Here is a 19,231-nt window from a genome sequence, read left to right as displayed (position 1 = left end):
ATCATGCTCCAGCCGCGGAGAGCGATAAAGCCGCAAATTGTCAGGGAGGCATGATCGCAATGATGGAGCAATTCGCTCTGCGGAATTGTGATCGCGCCGGCTGGTTGTTCGCGCGACCCATGCATAGATCAACGGCTCCCAGCCCTGAGAGATCACGCCATGGAACATCCGAAATACAAGATCGCCCTCATCGTCGGCGCCGGCGAAGGCCTGAGCGCGTCGCTGGCGCGGCTGTTGGCCGCCCAGAATATTCGCGTTGCGCTGGCCGCACGAAAAATCGAGAAGCTTGGCGCGCTCTGCAGCGAGACCGGCGCGAAAGCCTATGCCTGCAACGCTGCGGAGCCGGAGGAGGTCGAGCGGCTGTTCGGCCTGGTCGAGCGCGAGATCGGCACGCCCGATCTCGTGGTCTACAATGCCAGCGGCCGCACGCGCGGGCCGTTCGTCGAGCTCGTCCCAGTCGATGTCGCCAATGCGATCGCGGTCAGCGCCTATGGCGGTTTTCTGGTGGCGCAACAGGCCGCAAAACGCATGCTACCGAACAAGCACGGCGCGATCCTGTTCACCGGCGCCTCGGCCAGCGTCAAGGGCTATGCGCAGTCGGCCTCCTTCGCGATGGGTAAGTTCGCGTTGCGAGGCCTCGCCCAGAGCCTGGCGCGCGAGCTGTCGCCGCAGGGCATTCATGTCGCGCATTTTGTCATCGACGGCGGCATCCGTAGCGCGGCGCGCACGGAAGCCGCGGACAAGCCGGATTCGATGCTCGATCCCGATGCAATCGCGCAGAGCTATTGGAGCGTGCTGCAGCAACCGCGCAGCGCCTGGAGCTGGGAGCTCGAGCTGCGGCCCTGGGTGGAGACGTTTTGAAGCGAGCGGCCGTAGGGTGGGTTAGCCGAAGGCGTAATCCACCTCTTTATTCACCGCGTGTCCGAGAGGCGGTGGGTTATGCCGAGCAGATGCGCTTCGCGCATCCGCAGGGCTGACCCACCCTACGAGAGCGATACAAGAACAGGGAGGTGACATGACCACCGAAACCAAAATCGACACCGGCACCAACGAGCTCCTCTGCGTGATCCGCGACCGCGTCGCTGTCATCACGCTGAACCGGCCGGAGGCGCGCAATTCGCTATCGGACGCGCTGACGCCGGCGCTGCGCACGATGATCCGGACCTGTGGCGAGGATCGCGACGTCGGCGCATTGCTGCTTACCGGCGCAGGCGACGCCTTCTGCGCCGGCGGCAACGTCAAGGGCATGGGTGCGCATCGCGACCCCAAGAAGCTGGACATGTCGCTCGAGGAGCGGATCGCCGATCTGCAGGAGCGGCAGCGGCTGCTCACCGGCGCACTGGTGTCGGTACGCAAGCCGACCATCGCCGCCCTGCCCGGCCCCGCGGTCGGCGCCGGGCTCGCCATCGCCATGGCCTGCGACATCCGCATCGCCGCGCAATCCGCCTTCGTTGCGACCGGCTATGCCCGCATCGCGCTCTCTGGCGATTACGGCATCGCCTGGCTGCTCACGCGGCTGGTCGGCACCGCGCGGGCGCGCGAATTGATGTTCACCGGCGACCGCGTCGATGCGGCGCGCTGCGAGGCGATCGGCCTCGTCAACCGCGTCGTGCCCGACGACAAATTGCAGACTGAGGCTTTCGCGCTGGCCAAATCGCTCGCCGAAGGCCCGCGCCTGGCCCTGCGCTACATGAAGGACAATCTCGACGAGGCCGTGCTGTTCGACTTCGAGACCGCGCGCGACCACGAGGCCGAGCGGCTGGTCCGCCTGACCACGACCGCCGATCACAAGGAGGCGGTGCAGGCGTTCATCGAGAAGCGGAAAGCGGTGTTCACGGGGAAGTAGGCGGCATCCGAAATCTATCAACCGTCACCCTGAGGCGACCGCTTCTTCAGCGGCCCTCGAAGGGCGACGGTCCGACTGTTGCTGTGGGAACTGCTTGGAAACAGCGGAGCCGTTCATCCTTCGAGGCTCGTTCTGCGAAAGGGCGCAGAACGAGCGCCTCAGGATGACGGATTAGGAGATCAAAAAAAAGCCCGGCTGGTCTTCACCACGCCGGGCTCTCAGTCGTGTCAGGCCGAGGCTGAGGGGCGTTCGGCCTGACGGGAAAGGGCGGCGAGACGCCAGCTCGCGCAGGGAATCTCTTTCGGCGCGATCGTGATCTCCTTGTCGAAGCGCACCAGCTTCCAGTCGTCGGGGTGATTGACGAACCTGAAGCCCGATTTGCGGGCGAGCGAGACCATGGTCTCGTTGGAGCGCAGCGTCTCGCCGAACATGTGCTCGGCGCCGAGCGCGACGGCGCGGCATTCGAGATTCTTCATCAGTGCGGTGGCGATGCCGTGGCCCTGCCAGCGGTCGCCGACCGAGAGGCCGAATTCGAGCATCGCGGTTTCGGCGTGCAGCGCGTAGCGCGCCTCGGCGACGATGGTCTCGAAGCCGTCGACCATCATGGTCGCAACGATCGTGAAGCGCTCGCGATCGCCGATCTGGAGAAAATCGTGCAGCAACCCGTTCGGCAGCTCGCTGATGGCCCCGAAGAAGCGGTTGTAGCGGGAGCGGGTCGAGAGCGAACGGAAATAGTGCTGGAGCTCGTCGGTGTCGCGCGGCTCGACAAAGCGCACGTTGAGCGCCGTGCCATATCGGGTGCGCAGCGTGTCGGAATATTGCTTCAGGTCTTCCAGGCGGAGAGTGCTCATGACACATGCCCAAAAAGAAAAGGGTCCGCCGGCGCCCCTGTGTTCAGGCGGCGCCGGCCTGGCGGCCAATCAGGCCCGCCAGAAGGGTTTGTCGGCCTCAAAGGCGATGTCGCTCCAGGACAGTCCGACGTCCTGGAGGTCACGCGCGGTCCATTGGGTGAGCTCGCGCCTGGTGCGATAGCGCTCGTGCCACAGATGAAGGGTCTCACTGACCTGCTGGATCAGGCCTGGCACATGATGATTTGTCATCGAGTTGTGGGTCAAGGTAGACATCTTCAGCTCCTAGAGCTAGCTTGGTAGCTAATATCTGCCCTATATTGCACTGCGACAAACGACAATTTGTACTCTTTCGCATGAAATAACGTCATGCATCCTGCTGCCAAATGACTGCCAGACTGCCGTCCCTGAACGGATTGCGGGCGTTTGAGGCCGCCGCACGCCATCTCAGCTTCACGCTGGCGGCCGCCGAGCTGAACGTGACGCAGACTGCGATCAGCCATCAAATCCGAAGGCTCGAGGAGGAGCTCGGCATCCGCCTGTTCATCCGGCAGAACCGCGCGCTCGCCCTGACACCGGAAGCGCGCGACTATTTGCCGGGCGTCCGTGCCGCCTTCAACGACCTCCGGCTTGCGACCGACCGGTTGCTGCGCAAGGACGACGACAAGGTGCTGACGGTGTCGACGCTGGCCTCGCTCGCGGCAAAATGGCTGCTGCCGCGCCTGACGGATTTCCAGGAGCAGCATCCCGGCTTCGACGTGCGCATCACCACCTCGACCAGCCTCGTCGACTTCCAGCGTGACAATGTCGATGCCGCGATCCGCTACGGCCGCGGCCAGTGGCCGGGCCTGCGTGCCGATTGGCTGATGGCGGATGAGCTGTTTCCGGTGTGCAGTCCTTCGCTGCTTCGCGGCGACAAGCCGCTGCGCCGGCCAGAAGATCTGCGTAACCACGCATTGCTGCACACCTCGAACACCAACAGCGACGACTGGCGGCTATGGCTGACCGCAGCGGGCCTGCCGGCCGACATCGCGAGGCACCCCGGCATCACCTTCGACATGATCTTCATGACCATCCAGGCCGCAATCGACGGCATTGGCGTCGCGATGGGACGGACCTCCTATGTCCGGGATGACATTGCCAAGGGCCGGCTGTTGGTTCCCTTCAGGATTGCGCTGCCGACCGATGCCGGGTTCTACCTGGTCGCGCCGGAAGGCCGCCGGGAGGCGCCCAAGCTGACCGCGTTCCGCCAATGGCTGATTGCTGCAACGCAAAATAAGGCCTGAAAAATCAGCAGCTTCCTCCGCAAAACGGATTGACTCGCCAGGTCTTGCGCGGGAAGGGGTAGGGCAGATTGTCGCAGTCTGTCGCCTTACCGTGAGATGATTTCCCGGTCCGGCCACCCCTTTCCCAGGAGAGCAAACGCCATGGCTGGACCAGCCACCTCGACCAATCCGCCCGCGATCAAGTCGCGCATCGGCGCCATCCTGCGCGCAACGAGCGGCAATTTCCTCGAGCAGTTCGACTTCTTCCTGTTCGGCTTCTATGCCGCCGCGATCGGCAAGGCGTTCTTCCCCTCCACCAACGAGACGGCGTCCCTGCTCAACACTTTCGGCGTGTTCTGGCTGGGTGCCTTGATGCGGCCGGTCGGTGCGATCGTGCTCGGGGCCTATATCGACCGGATCGGCCGTCGCCAGGGCCTGATCGTCACGCTCGGCATCATGGCCATCGGCACCGTCGTGATCGCGTTCTGCCCGAGCTATGCGACCATCGGCATCGCAGCGCCAGTCATCGTGCTGATCGGCCGCCTGTTGCAGGGCTTCTCCGCCGGCGTCGAGCTCGGCGGCGTATCGGTATATCTCGCCGAGATCTCCACGCCCGGCAATCGCGGCTTCTACACCTCGTTCCAGTCGTCGAGCCAGCAGGTCGCGATCTTCGTGGCCTCGATCCTCGGCTATCTCCTCTCCGAGGTGATGCCGGCCGACACCGTCGCCGCCTGGGGCTGGCGCATTCCCTTCTTCGTCGGCTGCCTGATCATTCCCCTGATCTTTGTCCTGCGGCGGACGCTGGAGGAGACGCCGGCCTTCCTCGCCATGAAGAAGCACCCGACCGCGAGCGAGGTATTCGCCTCCGCGCTCGCCAACTGGCGCATCGTCATCCTCGGCATGATGATCGCGATCCTGACCACGACGACGTTCTACTTCGTCACTGTGTACACGCCGACCTTCGGCAAGACCGTGCTGAAGCTGTCGACGCAGGACGCACTGCTGGTCACGCTGCTCGTCGCCGTCACCAACTTCTTCTGGAATCCGGTCGGCGGCGCGCTCTCCGACCGCATCGGCCGCAAGCCGGTGCTGATCGTGATCGCCTGCCTGTCGCTGGCGACCGCCTACCCGGCGCTGCACTGGCTGGTGGCGGCGCCGACCTTCGGCAAGCTGCTCGCGGTCGAGATGATGTTCTCGTTCTATTTCGGCGTCTACAGCGGCACCATGTTGGGTGCGCTGGTCGAGATCGTGCCGGCGCATGTGCGCACGACCTGCTTCTCGCTCGCCTTTGCGCTCGCCGCCGCCCTGTTCGGCACCTTCACGCCGTTCGCCTCGACCTGGTTGATCGAGCGCACCGGCGACAAGGCCTCACCCGGCTTCTGGCTGATGTTCGCCGCGCTGCTCGGCATCATCGCGGCGTCGACGGTGTATCGCGGCGGAGGCAAGGCGGTGCCGACTTATGATGCGGTGGCGGAGCCGGCTGCGGGGCATTAGCTGGATGTCGTTCCGGGGCGCCTCGCAGAAGCGAGCCCGGAATCCATTTCTCCCAACATTCCTATTGCACGATTGATTCCGGGCTCGGTCCTTCGAACCGCCCCGGAATGACAGGGGAGGCTACAGCTCCACCACCACGTAGTCGCTCTCGACGCTCACCGGAATCGTCTCGGCGACATACGGCCCCTTCACCACGCTGGCGCCCGGCTCGATATGCGCCGGATAGGCCTTCACGCGGAAACGGCGGGGATCGCAATAGGACTGGCCGGTGCGGATGTCGAACTCCCAGCCGTGCCAGGGGCAGCGGATGATCTCCCCTTGCTTGGTGTATTCGATCTCACCGGGGTCCTTTGACTGCGCGAGCCCGATCAGCGGGCCCTCGCACAGCGCCGCGCCCTGATGCGGGCAACGGTTCATCAGGCCGAAATATTCGCCCTTGATGTTGAAGACCGCGATCGGCCGTCCGTCGATCTCGAGGAATTTTCGCGTGCCCGGCGGAAGCTCCTCGACCGCGGCAATCACATGACGCGCCATCAAGCTATTCCATAGAGCTTGCGCGCATTGCCGAGGTAAAACGCCTCGCGATTGGCCTCGCTGACGCCGGCCGGCAAGACGCGGGACGGCTCGTCATAGTCCCAATGCGGATAGTCGGTGGCGAACAGGAGCCGGTCCCAGCCGATCCAGTTGATGACGTCGAACAGATCCTCGCGTCGCTCCGGATCCTCCATCGGCTGCGTCGTCCACCACACCTGCTCGCGGATATATTCCGACGGCGGCCGCTTCACATGCGGTACCTCGCTGCGCAGCCGTTGCCAGACCTTGTCGAGCCGCCAAGCCAGCGACGGCGCCCAGCCGAAGCCGGCCTCGATCATCACCATCTTCAATTTCGGGAAGCGCTCGAACACGCCTTCGAGCACGAGGCTCGCCAGCGCCGATTGCTGGCACTGCGAATGTCCGACCATCTCCTCGATGTAGTAGCTCGGCCAGCCCGACGGCGTGATCGGGTTGCCGCCGAAGCCGAAGGCATGGACGCCGACCGGAAGGCCGGCTTCTTCCGCGGCCTGGTAGATCGGCCAATAGCGGCGCTGGCCGAGCGGCTCGACATTGCGGCTGAGCAGCAGCACCTGCACGAAGTTCTTGTCGCCGGCGCGCTCGCGGATCTCGGCGGCGGCCGACAGGCCGTCCTCATTGCCGACGACGATCGAGGCCTTCAGGCGCTTGTCCTTGCTGGTCCATTTGTCGATCTGCCAGTCGTTGATCGCCGAGCACAAAGCCGCGGAGAGCTCGTGATTGCGGATGCCCTGCCCGGTGCCCAGCGGATTGAGCACGCCCAATTGCACGTTGTTGGGATCGAGCAGCTGCTTCTGCATGAACGACAGCGAGGAGCCTTGCGGCCCGCCCTCCGGCGGATAGGCATCGCGGCGCGAAGCGTTGGGCTGCGCCTTAGGGTAAGGCGGACCTTCCATCATGCCCTGATAGGCATGGACGCCGTAGACTTCGAGATGATGCTGCCAGCGTTTGGCGAGGTAGGGATAGAGCTCAGTGCGGGTGGCGCGCGCCGGATGGATGTCGCAGTCCGCGATCGCGGTTTTGACGGTCAGTGGGGAAGCGGCTTCTTGGTTCTCGCGGAACTGGATATTCATCGCCTTGCCTCCTCTGGCAGCGGCTTACGTCAGGCGGGGATAGGTTGCATGCGGATTGTCGATCATGATCTTGCGCACGAGATCGGGGGACAGACCTTCGGGCAGCGCGTCCGGGCCATCGAACTGCCAGTGCGGATAGTCCGTGGAGAATAGGACCAATTCGTCAGACTGCATATGCTCAAACAGGCGATTTAATGTCGCCTCATCTGGCGGTGCATCAAATGGCTGTAACGAGAAGCGGATGTTGCTGCGCACAATGTCCAGCGGCGCACGATCGACCCACGGCGTTTCCATCCGCGCCCCGCGCCAGAACTTGTGCAGCCGCCAGAGATAGGGCGAGATCCAGGAGACGCCCGACTCCAGCATCACCATTTTCAGGCGCGGATATTTGACGAACACGCCCTCGACGATCAGGCTGGTAAGCTGCGTCTGGAACGCTTGGGCCTGACCGACATAATCCTCGATGTGATAGGAACCCCACCCCACGGCGGTCGGCGGATTGTGATAGGCGGAACCCGCGTGGATTCCGACGGGTAGTTCCAGCCGTTCCGCGGCTTCGTAGATCGGCCACAGCGCGCGCTTGCCCAGCGGCGTGTCACCCATGACCAGCATCAGCACCTGAACGAAGCGCTCGTCCTGCGCACAGCGCTCGATCTCAGCGACGGCCTTCTCGACGCTTTGGGTGGGAATCACGATCGAGCCGCGCAGCCGCGGATCGCGATCGAGCCATTCCTTCACGAGCCAGTCGTTCAGCCCACGGCAGAAGGCCGCCTGCATGTCCTCGGAGAACACCATCTGCACGCCGTAGAGCGGATTGCAGATGGCATGCTTGAGCTGGAAGGGATCGAGCACATGACGCTGCATGGCCTCCAGACTCTCGCCGGGTTTTCCCGTTTCGGGGCGCCAGTCCGGGCGGGCGGTGATCGGCGAATTTTGAGGATAGGATTGCGAGACGAGGTCGACCATGCCGCGCGTCGTCACCTGATCGCGCCAATAATCGTTCAGGTAGGGCAGCAGGCTGGTCAGATGCGGCACGGCCGGATGCACATCGCAATCGATGCCACCGGCGATCAGGGACGCCATGACGTCTCCCTTGTCACGTTTCCTCGCATGTCTTTTCTCGTACCATCATTCAAGCAGGCCTGCCCGGCGCCCGCAACTCGGCCAGGGCTTCTGGCATATGCTAGGAAGGCGCAGCTCGGTTGCGGGAAATGGGAGGTTCAGGGAATGAAAGAGCTCGTCGGCATTGCGGAACAGGTCGCCGCTAAACTGATCGCGCGCAAGTAGACCATTGCAGTGGCGGAGTCCTCCGCCGGCGGCCTGATCGCCGCCAGCCTGCTCGCAGTGCCCGGCGCGTCCGCCTATTTCCTCGGCGGCGCGGTGGTCTATACCCGCGATGCCAGGCGCCTGTTGATGGATATTTCGGACGAAGGAATGAAGGGCTTTCGCTCCTCCTCGGAGCCCTACGCGCAACTGCTGGCCGAGCAGATGCGAACGCGCTTCAACAGCGACTGGGGCCTGTCCGAGACCGGCGCTGCCGGCCCCACCGGCAACCGTTACGGCGATGCCGCCGGCCATAACTGCATGGCGGTGGCGGGGCCTGCGTCAGAGGTGATGACGCTGGAGACGGGCAACAATGACCGGCTCGGCAACATGCAAGTGTTCGCGGCGGAGGCGATGAGGCTGCTGCTGAGGAAGCTGGAAGGGTGAGCGGCTACTGCTGTGAGTGTGTCGGATAGTCTCGCCACCAACACCACTGTCATCGCCCGGCTCGACCGGGCGATCCAGTACTCCGAGGCAGTTGTAATCGAGTCGATCGGCCGCGGCGTACTGGATGCCCCGGTCAAGCCGGGGCATGACAGCGGAGATCGAGCCGCAACAGCGGAGTATGTGAGCCTACCGCCCCAAATGCCGCATGAAAATCCGCACCACGTAGCCCGGCACCCGCGGCGCCTCGTCATAAATCTCCGACGCGATCCGCTCGATCGTCTCGCGCAGCGACAGGAACTGCGCCTGCCGCGCGCTGCTTTCGGTGCCCTGCATGCCCGCGAGCTCGTCCATCGCGGCGTCGCTGATCTGGCACTGCACGACCTCGCCCTCGTTCAGCATGGTGAAGCGAAAGGCCAGCCGTTCGAGGTCATGGCCGATGATCCTGTCGCGCGTCAGCGGCATCCAATTGTCCCGTTCCCCCCGAACGGGACAATGCTGAAAATCTGACGCCTTGTCACTATCCGCGCAAGGACATGGGTTCGTCCGAAGCCCGACAGCAGCGCGGCTCGATGAACCGGCTGCTCCTCAGCTTCAGTAGACGAGCGCCGTGCCAGTCGGCTTGTCGAGTGCCGCGGCCAGCGATCGATATTCCTCGCAATTCGTCCCGCAAATGGCTGCAATGCGGCCGAGGTGATAGAGCGCCTGCTCGCGATTGCCCCGCTCGAGCTGCCACAGCCCGTAATATTGCCACGTCAGCACGTGGTTCGGATCTGCCTTCAATGCGCGCTCATACCAGACCTGCGATTGCTCGTAGTCGCCGAGCTTGCGATAGGAGTAACCGATGAGGTTGGCGACGTTCGGATGGTCGTCATGGCCGAGCGACTTCAATTGCGCGATCGCCGCCGCATAGTCGTTGCGCCCGTAGATGGTGTCATAGGCCATGCGATAGCCGGCCGCGAATGTGGGATCGTCGATACTGGACTGGTTGTTCGGCTTCTTGCCCTTCTGGGTTGCCTTGGCGCCCGGGCGCTTCGGATAGGTCGGTTGCGGCTTCTGGTCTGAATAGGCTCCGGCGTAGGGATCCGTGGAGCTGACGCCGCCCCCGCCTCCGCCACCGCCGCCTCCGCCCGCTGCAAATGCCGGCGAGCTCAACAGGGCTGCCGCGAACGTACCCAACGCGACCAGTCTGATCATCGCTGCGATCATGTCTGTCTCCTGTACTGTTTCAAGCGGCCCCGGACGAATTGATAACCCTGCCTTGGCGGCAATATTCCGGGGCGCTGCGCTCACGGAGACGTCAGCGTTCGTACGGCAGTTCCGGTGTCCTTTACTGGAAGGCCACCTCGGCGAAACTGCGGAGCTTGCGCGAATGTAGCCGCTCCGATTCCTGCTGCTTGAGCCGCTCCAGCGCCTTCAGGCCGATCTCGAGGTGTTGGCCGACGCGGCGGTGGTAGAACTCGCTGGCCATGCCGGCAAGCTTGATCTCGCCGTGCAGCGGCTTGTCGGACACGCACAGCAGCGTGCCGTAGGGCACGCGGAAGCGGTAGCCGTTGGCGGCGATCGCGGCCGATTCCATGTCGAGTGCCACGGCACGCGACTGCGACAGGCGGCGGATCACCTCAGGTCCGGAGATCTCCCAATTGCGGTTATCGACGCTCGCCACCGTTCCGGTGCGCATCAGGCGCTTGAGCTCGAAACCTTCCAGACCGGTGACGTCCTCGACGGCCTCCTCGAGCGCGACCTGCATCTCGGCCAGCGCCGGGATCGGGACCCAGAGCGGCAGCTCGCGGTCGAGCACATGATCCTCGCGCACATAGCCGTGCGCGAGCACGTAGTCGCCGAGCCGCTGCGTGTTGCGCAGGCCTGCGCAATGGCCGAGCATCAGCCAGGCATGCGGGCGCAGCACGGCGACGTGGTCGGTGACGTTGCGCGCGTTGGACGGGCCGGTGCCGATGTTGATCAGGCTGATGCCGCGATAGCCCGATACGACCAGATGGAAGGCCGGCATCTGCGGCGCACGAGACGGCGCGGTGCCGCTGATCGCGCCGCCGCTCTGCGTGATGACGTTGCCTGGCGCGACAAAGGCATCGAGGCCGGCCTCACCCGACTGAAGCCGCTGCTGACAGGCTTGCGCGAATGCATCGACGTAGAACTGGTAGTTGGTAAAGATCACGAAGTTCTGGAAATATTCGGGATCGGTGCCGGTGTAGTGATAGAGCCGGCGCAGCGAGTAATCGACGCGGGCGGCGCGGAACAGCGACAGTGGCTCGGGCGCACCGGGTCGGAGCTCAAACGTGCCGTCGGCGATGGAATCGTCCATGGTGGCGAGATCAGGCACGTCGAACGCATCGCGCAGCGATCGCGCGACGGACGAATTCTCGCTGGTGGTGATGGCGGCCTCGATATTGATGTCGCGGCGATAGGCGAAATGGATCGGGATCGGCTCGGCCGATTCGCCGATCTCGACGGGCACGCCGTGATTCTGGATCAGCAATCCGATCTGCTCGACGAGATAGCTGCGGAACAGATCCGGCCGCGTCACGCTGGTTTCATGCACGCCGGGCCCGGCGACGAAGCCGTAGGCGAGACGCGAATCCAGCCGCGCATGCGTCGCGGTGGTGATACGGACAAAAGGATAGTAGGCCCGCACCCGCGTCGCGATCCCCTCGCCGCCGACATAGGCCTCGAACCGGTCGCGCAGGAACTTGGTGTTGCGCTCGTAGATCTCCTCGAGGCGGGCGACGGCGAGGGACGCGTCGGAGAAGGATTCGGTGGCGATGGGGGGTGGAGATTGCATGGTCGACCGCCGGATTTGCTGTGCTGGAGTCGAACTATAGCAAAGACGATGGCAATCGTCAGCGAAGGACGGATTGCACGCCACACCCACAACTGTCGTGCCCCGGCTCGACCGGGGCATCCAGTACGCCGCGGCCTCTCGGCTCAATCACCGCTGTCTCTGGGATACTGGATCGCACGGTCGAGCCGGGCGATGACAGCGAGTGTGCCGATCGAGATCCCGAATGCGCGCCAAGCGCGCTCCGGGATGACGCGCTTTCGCGCGTCACTTCTCCCTGAACGCGCGCATCAACTGGTCGTGCAGCGGTTTCAACAGATAGGACAGCATGGTGCGGTCGCCGGTCTGGACGAAGGCTTCCACGGGCATGCCGGGAATCAGCTTGACGTCGCCGAGGCGGGCGATCTCCTCGGCCGGCATCGAGACGCGGATAGTGTAATAGCTCTGGCCGGTGCGCTGGTCGGTGGTGACGTCGGGCGAGACGCGGCTGACGAGGCCGTTGAGCTCGGGCGTGGTGCGCTGGTTGAACGCGGAGAGGCGCAGCAGCGTCTTCTGGCCGATCTGGAGCTTGTCGATGTCGACCGGATTGACCTTGGCCTCGACCTGGAGGTCGTCGGCCTGCGGCACGATCAGCATGAGAGCGTCGCCGGCGGTGACGACGCCGCCGACCGTGTGCACATTGGATTGCAGCACCATGCCGTCCTGCGGCGCGCGGATGTCGATGCGGCGAAGCTGGTCTTCGGCGGCAACTTTACGCTCGATCAGCTCTCCGATCTTGTCGTTGGTCTCGCGCAGGTCCTTGGAGACTTCGCTCACCACGTCCTTGTCGACCTGGATGATCTGCAGCTCGGTCTCGGTGATCTTGCCCTTGGCCTGGGCGCGTGAAGCGATGTACTGCGCGCGCTCGCCGTTGAGGCGCGCCGAGTCGCGTTCGAGCTGGGTCAGGCGCGAGAGCTGCACCAGACGCTTGTCGTAGAGATCGCGCACGCCGGTGAGCTCGTTCTGCACCAGCGCGATCTCCTGGTCCTTGGCCTTCTCCTGGGCGCTGAGACCCGCGATCTCCTCGTTGAGCTGCGTGATGCGCTCGCGCAGCTGCGCCTTCTGTCCGGCGCGGCCGTTGACGCGGACGTCGAACAGCTTGGTTTCGGCGGAGAGCAGCAGCTTCACGTCGGGATCGTCAGCGCGTTCGAGCAAACTTTGCGGAAATTCGATTTTGTCGACACCGCGCTGCTCGGTCTGAAGGCGCGCCGCGCGCGCCTGCGCGGCGTCGAGATTCTTGGTGACGATGGCAAGGTTGGCCTTGGTGACGGTATCGTCGAGCCGCACAACGATGTCGCCGGCCTTGACCAGGTCACCGTCGCGGGCGCGCACCTCGCCGACTACGCCGCCGGTCGGATGTTGCACTTTCTTGACGTTGGATTCGACCACGATCTGGCCCGGCGCGATCAGCGCGCCCGAGATCAGCACGGTCGAGGCCCAGCCGCCGAGGCCGACGATCAGCACCAGCACGATGCCAAGTCCGAGCAAGAGGTGAAACTTGATCGAGTCCCGAACGGTCTTCTTCGCGGCAGGCTTCGGGCCGCCGATGGCCATCGTGCTCATGGCTTGGCCACTCCGCCTTCACTGACGATCTTGATCGGCGCCGGCGGCGTCGCGCGCGGCTGCAGCACCTGGGCGAGCACTTGTTCCTTCGGGCCGAACGCCTGCATGCGGCCGTCGCGCAGCACCAGCACCTGGTCGACCGCCTCGACGCCGATCGGACGGTGCGCCACCACGACGACGATGGCGCCGCGCTCGCGCGCGGCGCGGACGGCGCGAGTCAGCGCCTCATCGCCTTCGGTATCGAGGTTGGAGTTGGGCTCGTCGAGCACGATCAGGAACGGATTGCCGTAGAGCGCGCGCGCCAGCGCTACGCGCTGCGCCTGGCCTGCCGAGAGCGCGGTGCCCTGCTCGCCGACTTGCGTGTTGTAACCCTCGCGCATCTTGATGATCATCTCGTGCACGCCGGCTTCTTTAGCGGCCGCGATGATGGCCTCGGACGTCGCCTCGGGATCGAACCGGCTGATGTTCTGGGCGATGGTGCCGCCGAACAATTCGACGTCCTGCGGCAGATAACCAATATGCCGGCCGAGCATGTCGGACGACCATTGATCGAGCGCCGCGCCGTCGAGCCGCACCTTGCCGCGCACCGGCTGCCAGACACCGACCAGCGCGCGGATCAACGACGACTTGCCGGAGCCGCTCGGGCCGATCACGCCGAGGCCGTTGCCCGCGGCGAGCGTGAAGGTGATGTCCTGCACGATGAGGCGCTGGTCGCCAGGCGGCACCATGGCGACGCCTTCGACCGAGAGCCGGCTGGTGGGCGCCTGCAACTGGGTCGGCATCGTCTGCGCCGGCATCTGCTCCAACAGGCGGGTGAGACGATGCCAGCTCTGGCGCGCGGCGACGAAGGATTTCCAGTGCGCAATGGCGAGATCGACGGGCGCCAGCGCGCGGGCGGAGAGGATTGAACCTGCGATGATGATGCCGGCGGTCGCCTCCTGGTGGATGACGAGATAGGCGCCGACCGCGAGCACGGCCGATTGCAGCATCATGCGCAGCACCTTTGCGACCGCGCCGAGACCGCCGGCGACGTCGCTCGCGCGCTGATTGCCGGCGAGATATCTTTCGTTGGCCTCGCTCCAGCGCTGGTTCATCCGGCCGGCCATGCCCATCGACACCATGACTTCGGCGTTGCGGCGGCTGGCCTGGGCGAGATCGTTGCGCTGGGCGGCAAGGCCCATCGCCTCCTTCGCCGGCTGGCGGGACATGAACTCGGTGACCAGCGTCAGGCTGACCAGGATGATGGCGCCGATCAATGCGGTGACGCCGATCATGACGTGGAAGGCGAAGCAGATGGCGAGATAGAGCGGTAGCCAGGGCAGATCGAAGAACGCGCTCGGGCCCATGCCGCCAAGGAAGGAGCGGACATTGTCGAGGTCACGCAGCGGCTGGAGACCTTCGTTGCGACTGCCGACCAGGAGCGGCAGGCGCACAATGGTGTCGAACACGCGCTTGTTGAGCGCCTCGTCCAGCGCGGTGCCGATCCGGCCCAGGATCCGGTTGCGGATCATGTCGAGCACGCCCTGCGCCATGTAGAGGAAGCCGGCGAGCATGATCAGGCCGACCAGGGTCGGAATGCTGCGGCTCGGCAGCACCCGGTCGTAGACCTCCAGCATGAAGATCGACCCGGTCAGATAGAGCAGGTTGATCATGCAGCTCATCAAGCCGACGCCGAGGAACGCCGTGCGACACGCGCGTAAGGCGTCACCGAGCTCCGAACGGCGGACGCCAGGACCGGCTGCCATCAATCTGATCTCTTTCAGGTGGGGGGCCGAAGCCCCTGATTCACGGGCAATTCAGGGTACGCGCCCCGAATTAACATCATGTTGGCGCTGCGTCCAACACGGGCCGGGTTCATTCAGAACCCCGATGCGCCACATCTACTCCCGACAGCCCGGCACGCAAGTCCGGTATTTCGCAGTCTTTGCGGCTTTTTGGTGCTGAGCCGCCCCTCCCCAGGTCTGGAGAGGCGGCAAGTTCCGATTGATCGAACCGGGCGGCTGCTAGAGCCGGCCGCCACCCCGCACCAGCCGCACCACCAGCAGCAGGATGACCGCGCCGATGGCGGAATAGACGATCTCGGAGACCAGGCCCGTGCCGAGCCGGATGCCGAGCTTTGGAAAGAGAAGACTCGCCACCAGCGCACCGCAGATGCCGATCACGATGTCGCCGATAATGCCGAACCCGGCGCCCCGCACGATCTTCCCGGCCAGCCAGCCGGCGACCAGGCCGACGAACAGGATGACAAGCAAGCCTTCGTTGGAAATGTACATCGGTGGGATCCCTCTCCTTCAATGCCCGGCATGGAACGGGAACCGGGATGAATGGAGTGTGAATGGCATGATGAGGCTCGCGTTGCCGCGAGCTTGGTTCATCTCGTCCGAAACTATGACACCGCAGTGACCGGCTCCGCGAGCACGCACCGCGCCGCTCGGCCCGACCCGACCTCCACATTGGCAGGCAGTTGCTCCAGGCAGCGCGGCCCGGCGAGCTTGCAGCGGGGGGCGAAGGAGCAGTTGTGGGGCTTTTCGGCCAACGAGGGCGGCGTGCCGGGGATGGTTTCGAGGCGCTGCCCGCGCTTCGCACCGTGAACGGTCGAAGCAAGCAGGCCCTTGGCGTAGGGATGCACGGGGGTGCGAACGATGTCGCGCAAGCTGCCCTGCTCCACGATCTGGCCGGCATACATCACCGCGACACGGTCGCAGATCTCGATGGCGACGCCGATGTCGTGGGTGACGAAGATCACGGACATGCCGAACTCGCGCTGCAGCTCGCGGAGCAGAAGCAGGATCTGGATCTGCACGGTGGCATCGAGCGCCGTGGTCGGCTCGTCCGCCAGCAGGATTCTTGGCCGGCAGGCGAGCGCCAGCGCGATCATGGCGCGCTGGCGCATGCCGCCGGACATCTCGTGCGGATAGACATCCAGCCGCCGTTTCGCCGAGGGGATGCGCACGACCTCGAGCATCTCCAATGCCCGGGCGCGCCCTTCCGCAAAACTCTTGCCTTCGTGGCGCACGACGCTTTCGGCGATCTGCGCGCCGATCGTGTAGACCGGATCGAGCGCGAGCGCAGGCTCCTGGAAGATCATCGAGACGGTCTGGCCGCGGAACGACGACAGCTGCTCGTCGTTCATCGCGAGCACGTCCTGCCCCATGACGCTGACCTTGCCGGAAATCAGTGCGCGCTTCTTCGGCAACAGCCGCATCAGCGCGCGCAGCGTCACGCTCTTGCCCGAACCGGACTCGCCGAGCAGGCCCAGCACCTCGCTATTCCCCAGCGACAGGCTGAGGTCGTTCACGGCATAGACCGTGCGCTCACCGGTGAAGCGGATGTTGAGCCCTGAGATCTCGACGAGCTTGGTCATGACGGCAGTTTCGGCAATCGATCGTGATAGTCGGTGACACGCTGGAAGGCGGCGCCGATGGTGAGCAGGGTCGCTTCATCGAAGGAGCGGCCGATTAGCTGCATGCCGACAGGCAGGCCGCTTTTGGTGAAGCCGGAGGGCACCGTGAGCGACGGCAGACCGAGGAAGTTCACCGGGCGGGTGAACAGCGTCAGCCGCTGCAGCAGCGCCGGGGCGTTGGGGCCGCCGCCGACATCGCTCTCCTCGATCGTCGGCGCTGGCACCGGCGAGGCCGGCGCGATCACCGCATTGACGCCGGCAGTGGCGGCGTTGTGCGCAGCCAGTGCCGGACCGCGCCAGCGCATGGCCTCCAGATAGGTGATGGCCGGAACGGCGAGGCCGTTCTGAAGCCGCATCAGGACCTGCGGGCCATAATCCTGCGGACGCTCGATCATCCAGCGCTTGTGGAAGGCGGCAGCTTCCGCGGCGAGCACGAGCTGGCTCGCCGAGGACAATTGCCGTTGATCCGGCAGCTCGACCTTGACGATGTCGGCACCCTCGCGCTTGAGCACCGCGATGGTCTCGTCCAGCACCCGCGCGACCTCAACGTCGAGATCGTCGACATAGAACGAGGCGGGTACGCCGATCTTCAGGCCCTTCAACGAGCCCTTAGTCGCCGCAACGTAATCCGACAGCGGCTCGTGGCTGCACGTCGAATCGGCGGGATCTGGGCCGGCCATCAGCGCTAGCAACAGCGCGCAATCCTCGGCGGTGCGGGCCAGCGGACCGACCGTGTCGAGCGATTGCGACAGCGGCATTGCGCCGGCGCGGCTGACGCGGCCGACCGTGGTCTTGAGGCCGGTGACGCCGCAGAAATGCGCGGGCATGCGGATCGAGCCGCCGGTGTCCGAGCCGAGCGCCGCATAAGTCAGCCGCGCCGCAACCGCCGAACCTGAGCCCGAGGACGAGCCGCCGGTGATATGGGCGACGTTCCAGGGATTGCTCACGGGGCCGTAATGGGCGTTATGGCCGGTCGGGCCATAGGCGAATTCGGCCAGATGCAGCGTGCCGAGCCGGACCTGCCCGGCATCCTTCAGCCGCTGCAAGGCGGTGGAGGTCACGGTCGGCACGAAGTCGCGGCGGATCAGCGAACCGCAGGTCGTAACCTTGCCGGCATCGTAATACATGTCCTTGTGCGCGAGCGGCACGCCATGCAAGGGGCCAAGGACATCGCCCTTAGCGAGCTCGGCGTCAGCGGCCTCGGCCGCCTTCAGCGCGGACTCTTCCTCAATCGACATGAAGGCATTGAGATGCGGCTGCCACTGCGCGATGCGATGCAGCAAGGCGCGCGTCACCTCATGCGAGGAGACCTGCTTCATCGCGATCGCGCGCGCGACCTCGGTCAGCGTCATTAATGCCGGCTCGGTGCTCATTTCGACACCTTCTGCGTCTGCGCGATCGGATACAGCGCCGGCTCGAGGTCGAACGGCAGCGTGCCGGCAATGGCGGCAAAGCCTTCGAAGGCAGGTCCGATGGAATTGGAGATGCGGGTCGCGATCTCGTCATCCACGGGCACGCCGGCGATCTGCGCGATCGGCTTGATCTCTTTCGGTGTCGGTCTCGTCATGCGGTTGTCTCCCTGGGCGCGCGGCTATGGCCTGAACCCGGTATCGCCATGTAGCACGCGGCCTCGTGCCCCATCTTATCGAGCGCTGTGAGCTTTGGTGTCGCATTTGCGCAGAGCGGCTCCGCAAACGGACAACGGGTGTGGAAGCGGCAGCCGGACGGCGGGTCGATCGGGTTGGGCGGATCGCCCGTGATCGGCGGCGTCTCGGTGCGCCTGTCAGGGTCGGAGGACGGCATCGCAGCAAGCAGTGCGCGCGTGTAGGGATGGGCAGGATGATCCCAGACCTGATCGACCGGACCGAGCTCGACGACCTCGCCGAGATACATCACCAGCACGCGATCACTGATGTAGCGGACGACGTTAAGATCGTGGCTGATGAAGAGATAGGTGAGGCCGAACTCGCGCTTGAGATCCGCCAGGAGGTTCAGCACCTGCGCCTCGACGGATTTGTCGAGCGCGGAGACGGCTTCATCCAGGATCACCAGGCGCGGGGACAACGCAAGCGCCCGTGCGATGTTGACCCGCTGGCGCTGGCCGCCGGAGATCTCGTGCGGATAACGGTTGGCGAAGTTTTCCGGGCGCAGGCCGACCTTGCCGAGCAGCTCACGCGCGAGCGTGCGCGCCGCGCCAGCGGCCATGCCGTGAACTTTTGGACCGAAGGCGATGGACTCTTCGATCGTCAGACGCGGGTTGAGCGAGGCATAGGAATCCTGGAACACCATCTGCATGCCGCGGCGCAGCTCGCGCAAGCTCAGCGATTGCCCCACGGTCATGCCGTCATAGATGATGTCGCCGGTATCGCGCGGCATCAGATGCATCAATAGCCGCGCGGTGGTCGACTTGCCGCAACCGGATTCACCGACGATGCCGACGGTCTCGCCCTTGGCCACAGTGAAGGAGACGTTGTCGACGGCGCGCACGGTGCGCTTGACGGCGAACAGCCCGCCACGCACCGGGAAGTGTTTGGTCAGCCCGTTGACCTGCAGCAGCGGCTGCGCGACGCCGCCGCGGTCTTCGACCGGCTCGAGCATTTCGACGGATGTGTTGCTCTCGCTCATG

At 64.8% G+C, this 19,231-nt stretch carries 19 protein-coding genes and 1 pseudogene; 5 read left to right on the top strand and 15 right to left on the bottom strand.

All coding sequences use genetic code 11. From position 1 onward, the window contains the following. The first annotated feature begins 159 nt into the window (after positions 1 to 159). Both XH84_RS08310 and XH84_RS08305 read left to right on the top strand, forming a co-directional pair. Complete coding sequence (locus XH84_RS08310) at positions 160 to 861, top strand: SDR family NAD(P)-dependent oxidoreductase (protein ID WP_128922285.1); 702 nt, start codon at positions 160 to 162, stop codon at positions 859 to 861. A gap of 154 nt (positions 862 to 1,015) precedes the next feature. Then, positions 1,016 to 1,846 carry an enoyl-CoA hydratase gene (locus XH84_RS08305; protein ID WP_128922286.1) on the top strand — a complete coding sequence of 277 codons (831 nt, stop codon included), beginning with the start codon at positions 1,016 to 1,018 and terminating at the stop codon, positions 1,844 to 1,846. A 227-nt stretch (positions 1,847 to 2,073) separates the two neighbouring features. On the opposite strand, the gene XH84_RS08300 is transcribed toward XH84_RS08305, so the two are convergent. Then, complete coding sequence (locus XH84_RS08300; protein WP_128922287.1) at positions 2,074 to 2,697, bottom strand: GNAT family N-acetyltransferase; 624 nt, start codon at positions 2,695 to 2,697, stop codon at positions 2,074 to 2,076. 69 nt (positions 2,698 to 2,766) lie between these two features. Beyond that, positions 2,767 to 2,970, bottom strand: a complete 204-nt coding sequence (locus XH84_RS08295; protein ID WP_128922288.1) for a DUF1127 domain-containing protein — start codon at positions 2,968 to 2,970, stop codon at positions 2,767 to 2,769. A gap of 110 nt (positions 2,971 to 3,080) precedes the next feature. Here XH84_RS08295 and XH84_RS08290 point away from each other — a divergent pair, with 110 nt between their 5' ends. Both XH84_RS08290 and tcuC read left to right on the top strand, forming a co-directional pair. Next, positions 3,081 to 3,980: a transcriptional regulator GcvA gene (locus XH84_RS08290; protein WP_128922289.1), complete on the top strand. Its 900-nt coding sequence runs from the start codon at positions 3,081 to 3,083 to the stop codon at positions 3,978 to 3,980. Between the two features lie 141 nt (positions 3,981 to 4,121). Beyond that, positions 4,122 to 5,453, top strand: coding sequence for an MFS transporter (gene tcuC, locus XH84_RS08285; RefSeq protein WP_128922290.1), 1,332 nt, complete (start codon positions 4,122 to 4,124; stop codon positions 5,451 to 5,453). Positions 5,454 to 5,573: 120 nt separating this feature from the next. Here the strand turns inward: tcuC and XH84_RS08280 are convergent, their stop codons facing one another. The 3 genes from XH84_RS08280 to XH84_RS08270 are packed head-to-tail and all read right to left on the bottom strand — an operon-like array spanning position 5,574 to position 8,179. Further along, complete coding sequence (locus XH84_RS08280; protein ID WP_128922291.1) at positions 5,574 to 5,987, bottom strand: Rieske (2Fe-2S) protein; 414 nt, start codon at positions 5,985 to 5,987, stop codon at positions 5,574 to 5,576. Then, positions 5,987 to 7,096, bottom strand: a complete 1,110-nt coding sequence (locus XH84_RS08275; RefSeq protein ID WP_128922292.1) for an amidohydrolase family protein — start codon at positions 7,094 to 7,096, stop codon at positions 5,987 to 5,989. The genes XH84_RS08280 and XH84_RS08275 overlap by 1 nt, the downstream gene beginning before the upstream one ends. Before the next feature lie 24 nt (positions 7,097 to 7,120). Beyond that, complete coding sequence (locus tag XH84_RS08270) at positions 7,121 to 8,179, bottom strand: amidohydrolase family protein (protein ID WP_128922293.1); 1,059 nt, start codon at positions 8,177 to 8,179, stop codon at positions 7,121 to 7,123. Between the two features lie 144 nt (positions 8,180 to 8,323). Here XH84_RS08270 and XH84_RS08265 point away from each other — a divergent pair. Continuing rightward, a pseudogene (locus XH84_RS08265) lies at positions 8,324 to 8,806 on the top strand (CinA family protein). 186 nt (positions 8,807 to 8,992) lie between these two features. Here XH84_RS08265 and XH84_RS08255 read toward each other — a convergent pair. From XH84_RS08255 to XH84_RS08210, 10 genes are all read right to left on the bottom strand, one after another. Beyond that, positions 8,993 to 9,268: a DUF1488 family protein gene (locus XH84_RS08255; RefSeq protein WP_128922295.1), complete on the bottom strand. Its 276-nt coding sequence runs from the start codon at positions 9,266 to 9,268 to the stop codon at positions 8,993 to 8,995. 129 nt (positions 9,269 to 9,397) lie between these two features. Continuing rightward, complete coding sequence (locus XH84_RS08250; RefSeq protein ID WP_128922296.1) at positions 9,398 to 10,012, bottom strand: tetratricopeptide repeat protein; 615 nt, start codon at positions 10,010 to 10,012, stop codon at positions 9,398 to 9,400. 121 nt (positions 10,013 to 10,133) lie between these two features. Then, positions 10,134 to 11,603, bottom strand: a complete 1,470-nt coding sequence (locus XH84_RS08245) for an AMP nucleosidase (protein WP_128922297.1) — start codon at positions 11,601 to 11,603, stop codon at positions 10,134 to 10,136. 264 nt (positions 11,604 to 11,867) lie between these two features. Then, on the bottom strand, positions 11,868 to 13,202 hold the full coding sequence (locus tag XH84_RS08240) for an HlyD family type I secretion periplasmic adaptor subunit (protein WP_128922298.1): 1,335 nt from the start codon (positions 13,200 to 13,202) through the stop codon (positions 11,868 to 11,870). Then, a complete protein-coding gene (locus XH84_RS08235; RefSeq protein ID WP_128922299.1) occupies positions 13,199 to 14,947 on the bottom strand; it encodes a type I secretion system permease/ATPase in 1,749 nt (582 codons plus the stop codon). The genes XH84_RS08240 and XH84_RS08235 overlap by 4 nt, the downstream gene beginning before the upstream one ends. 258 nt (positions 14,948 to 15,205) lie before the next feature. Next, positions 15,206 to 15,475, bottom strand: coding sequence for a GlsB/YeaQ/YmgE family stress response membrane protein (locus tag XH84_RS08230; RefSeq protein ID WP_128922300.1), 270 nt, complete (start codon positions 15,473 to 15,475; stop codon positions 15,206 to 15,208). Between the two features lie 113 nt (positions 15,476 to 15,588). Further along, positions 15,589 to 16,566, bottom strand: a complete 978-nt coding sequence (locus tag XH84_RS08225; RefSeq protein ID WP_128922301.1) for an ABC transporter ATP-binding protein — start codon at positions 16,564 to 16,566, stop codon at positions 15,589 to 15,591. Further along, a complete protein-coding gene (locus tag XH84_RS08220) occupies positions 16,563 to 17,978 on the bottom strand; it encodes an amidase (RefSeq protein ID WP_128922302.1) in 1,416 nt (471 codons plus the stop codon). The genes XH84_RS08225 and XH84_RS08220 overlap by 4 nt, the downstream gene beginning before the upstream one ends. Beyond that, positions 17,975 to 18,172 (bottom strand): hypothetical protein, encoded by a 198-nt coding sequence (locus tag XH84_RS08215; protein ID WP_018321359.1) that lies wholly within the window; start codon positions 18,170 to 18,172, stop codon positions 17,975 to 17,977. The genes XH84_RS08220 and XH84_RS08215 overlap by 4 nt, the downstream gene beginning before the upstream one ends. Continuing rightward, entirely contained in the window at positions 18,169 to 19,230 is a 1,062-nt protein-coding gene (locus tag XH84_RS08210; protein ID WP_164936616.1) for an ABC transporter ATP-binding protein, read from the bottom strand. Before XH84_RS08210 ends, XH84_RS08215 begins: the two co-directional genes overlap by 4 nt. Position 19,231 lies beyond the last annotated feature (1 nt).

The organism is Bradyrhizobium nanningense (genome assembly GCF_004114535.1).
Lineage (GTDB): Bacteria > Pseudomonadota > Alphaproteobacteria > Rhizobiales > Xanthobacteraceae > Bradyrhizobium > Bradyrhizobium nanningense.
The sequence above is the reverse complement of the archived record's forward strand: the minus strand, read 5'-3'. Positions and strand labels throughout refer to the sequence as shown.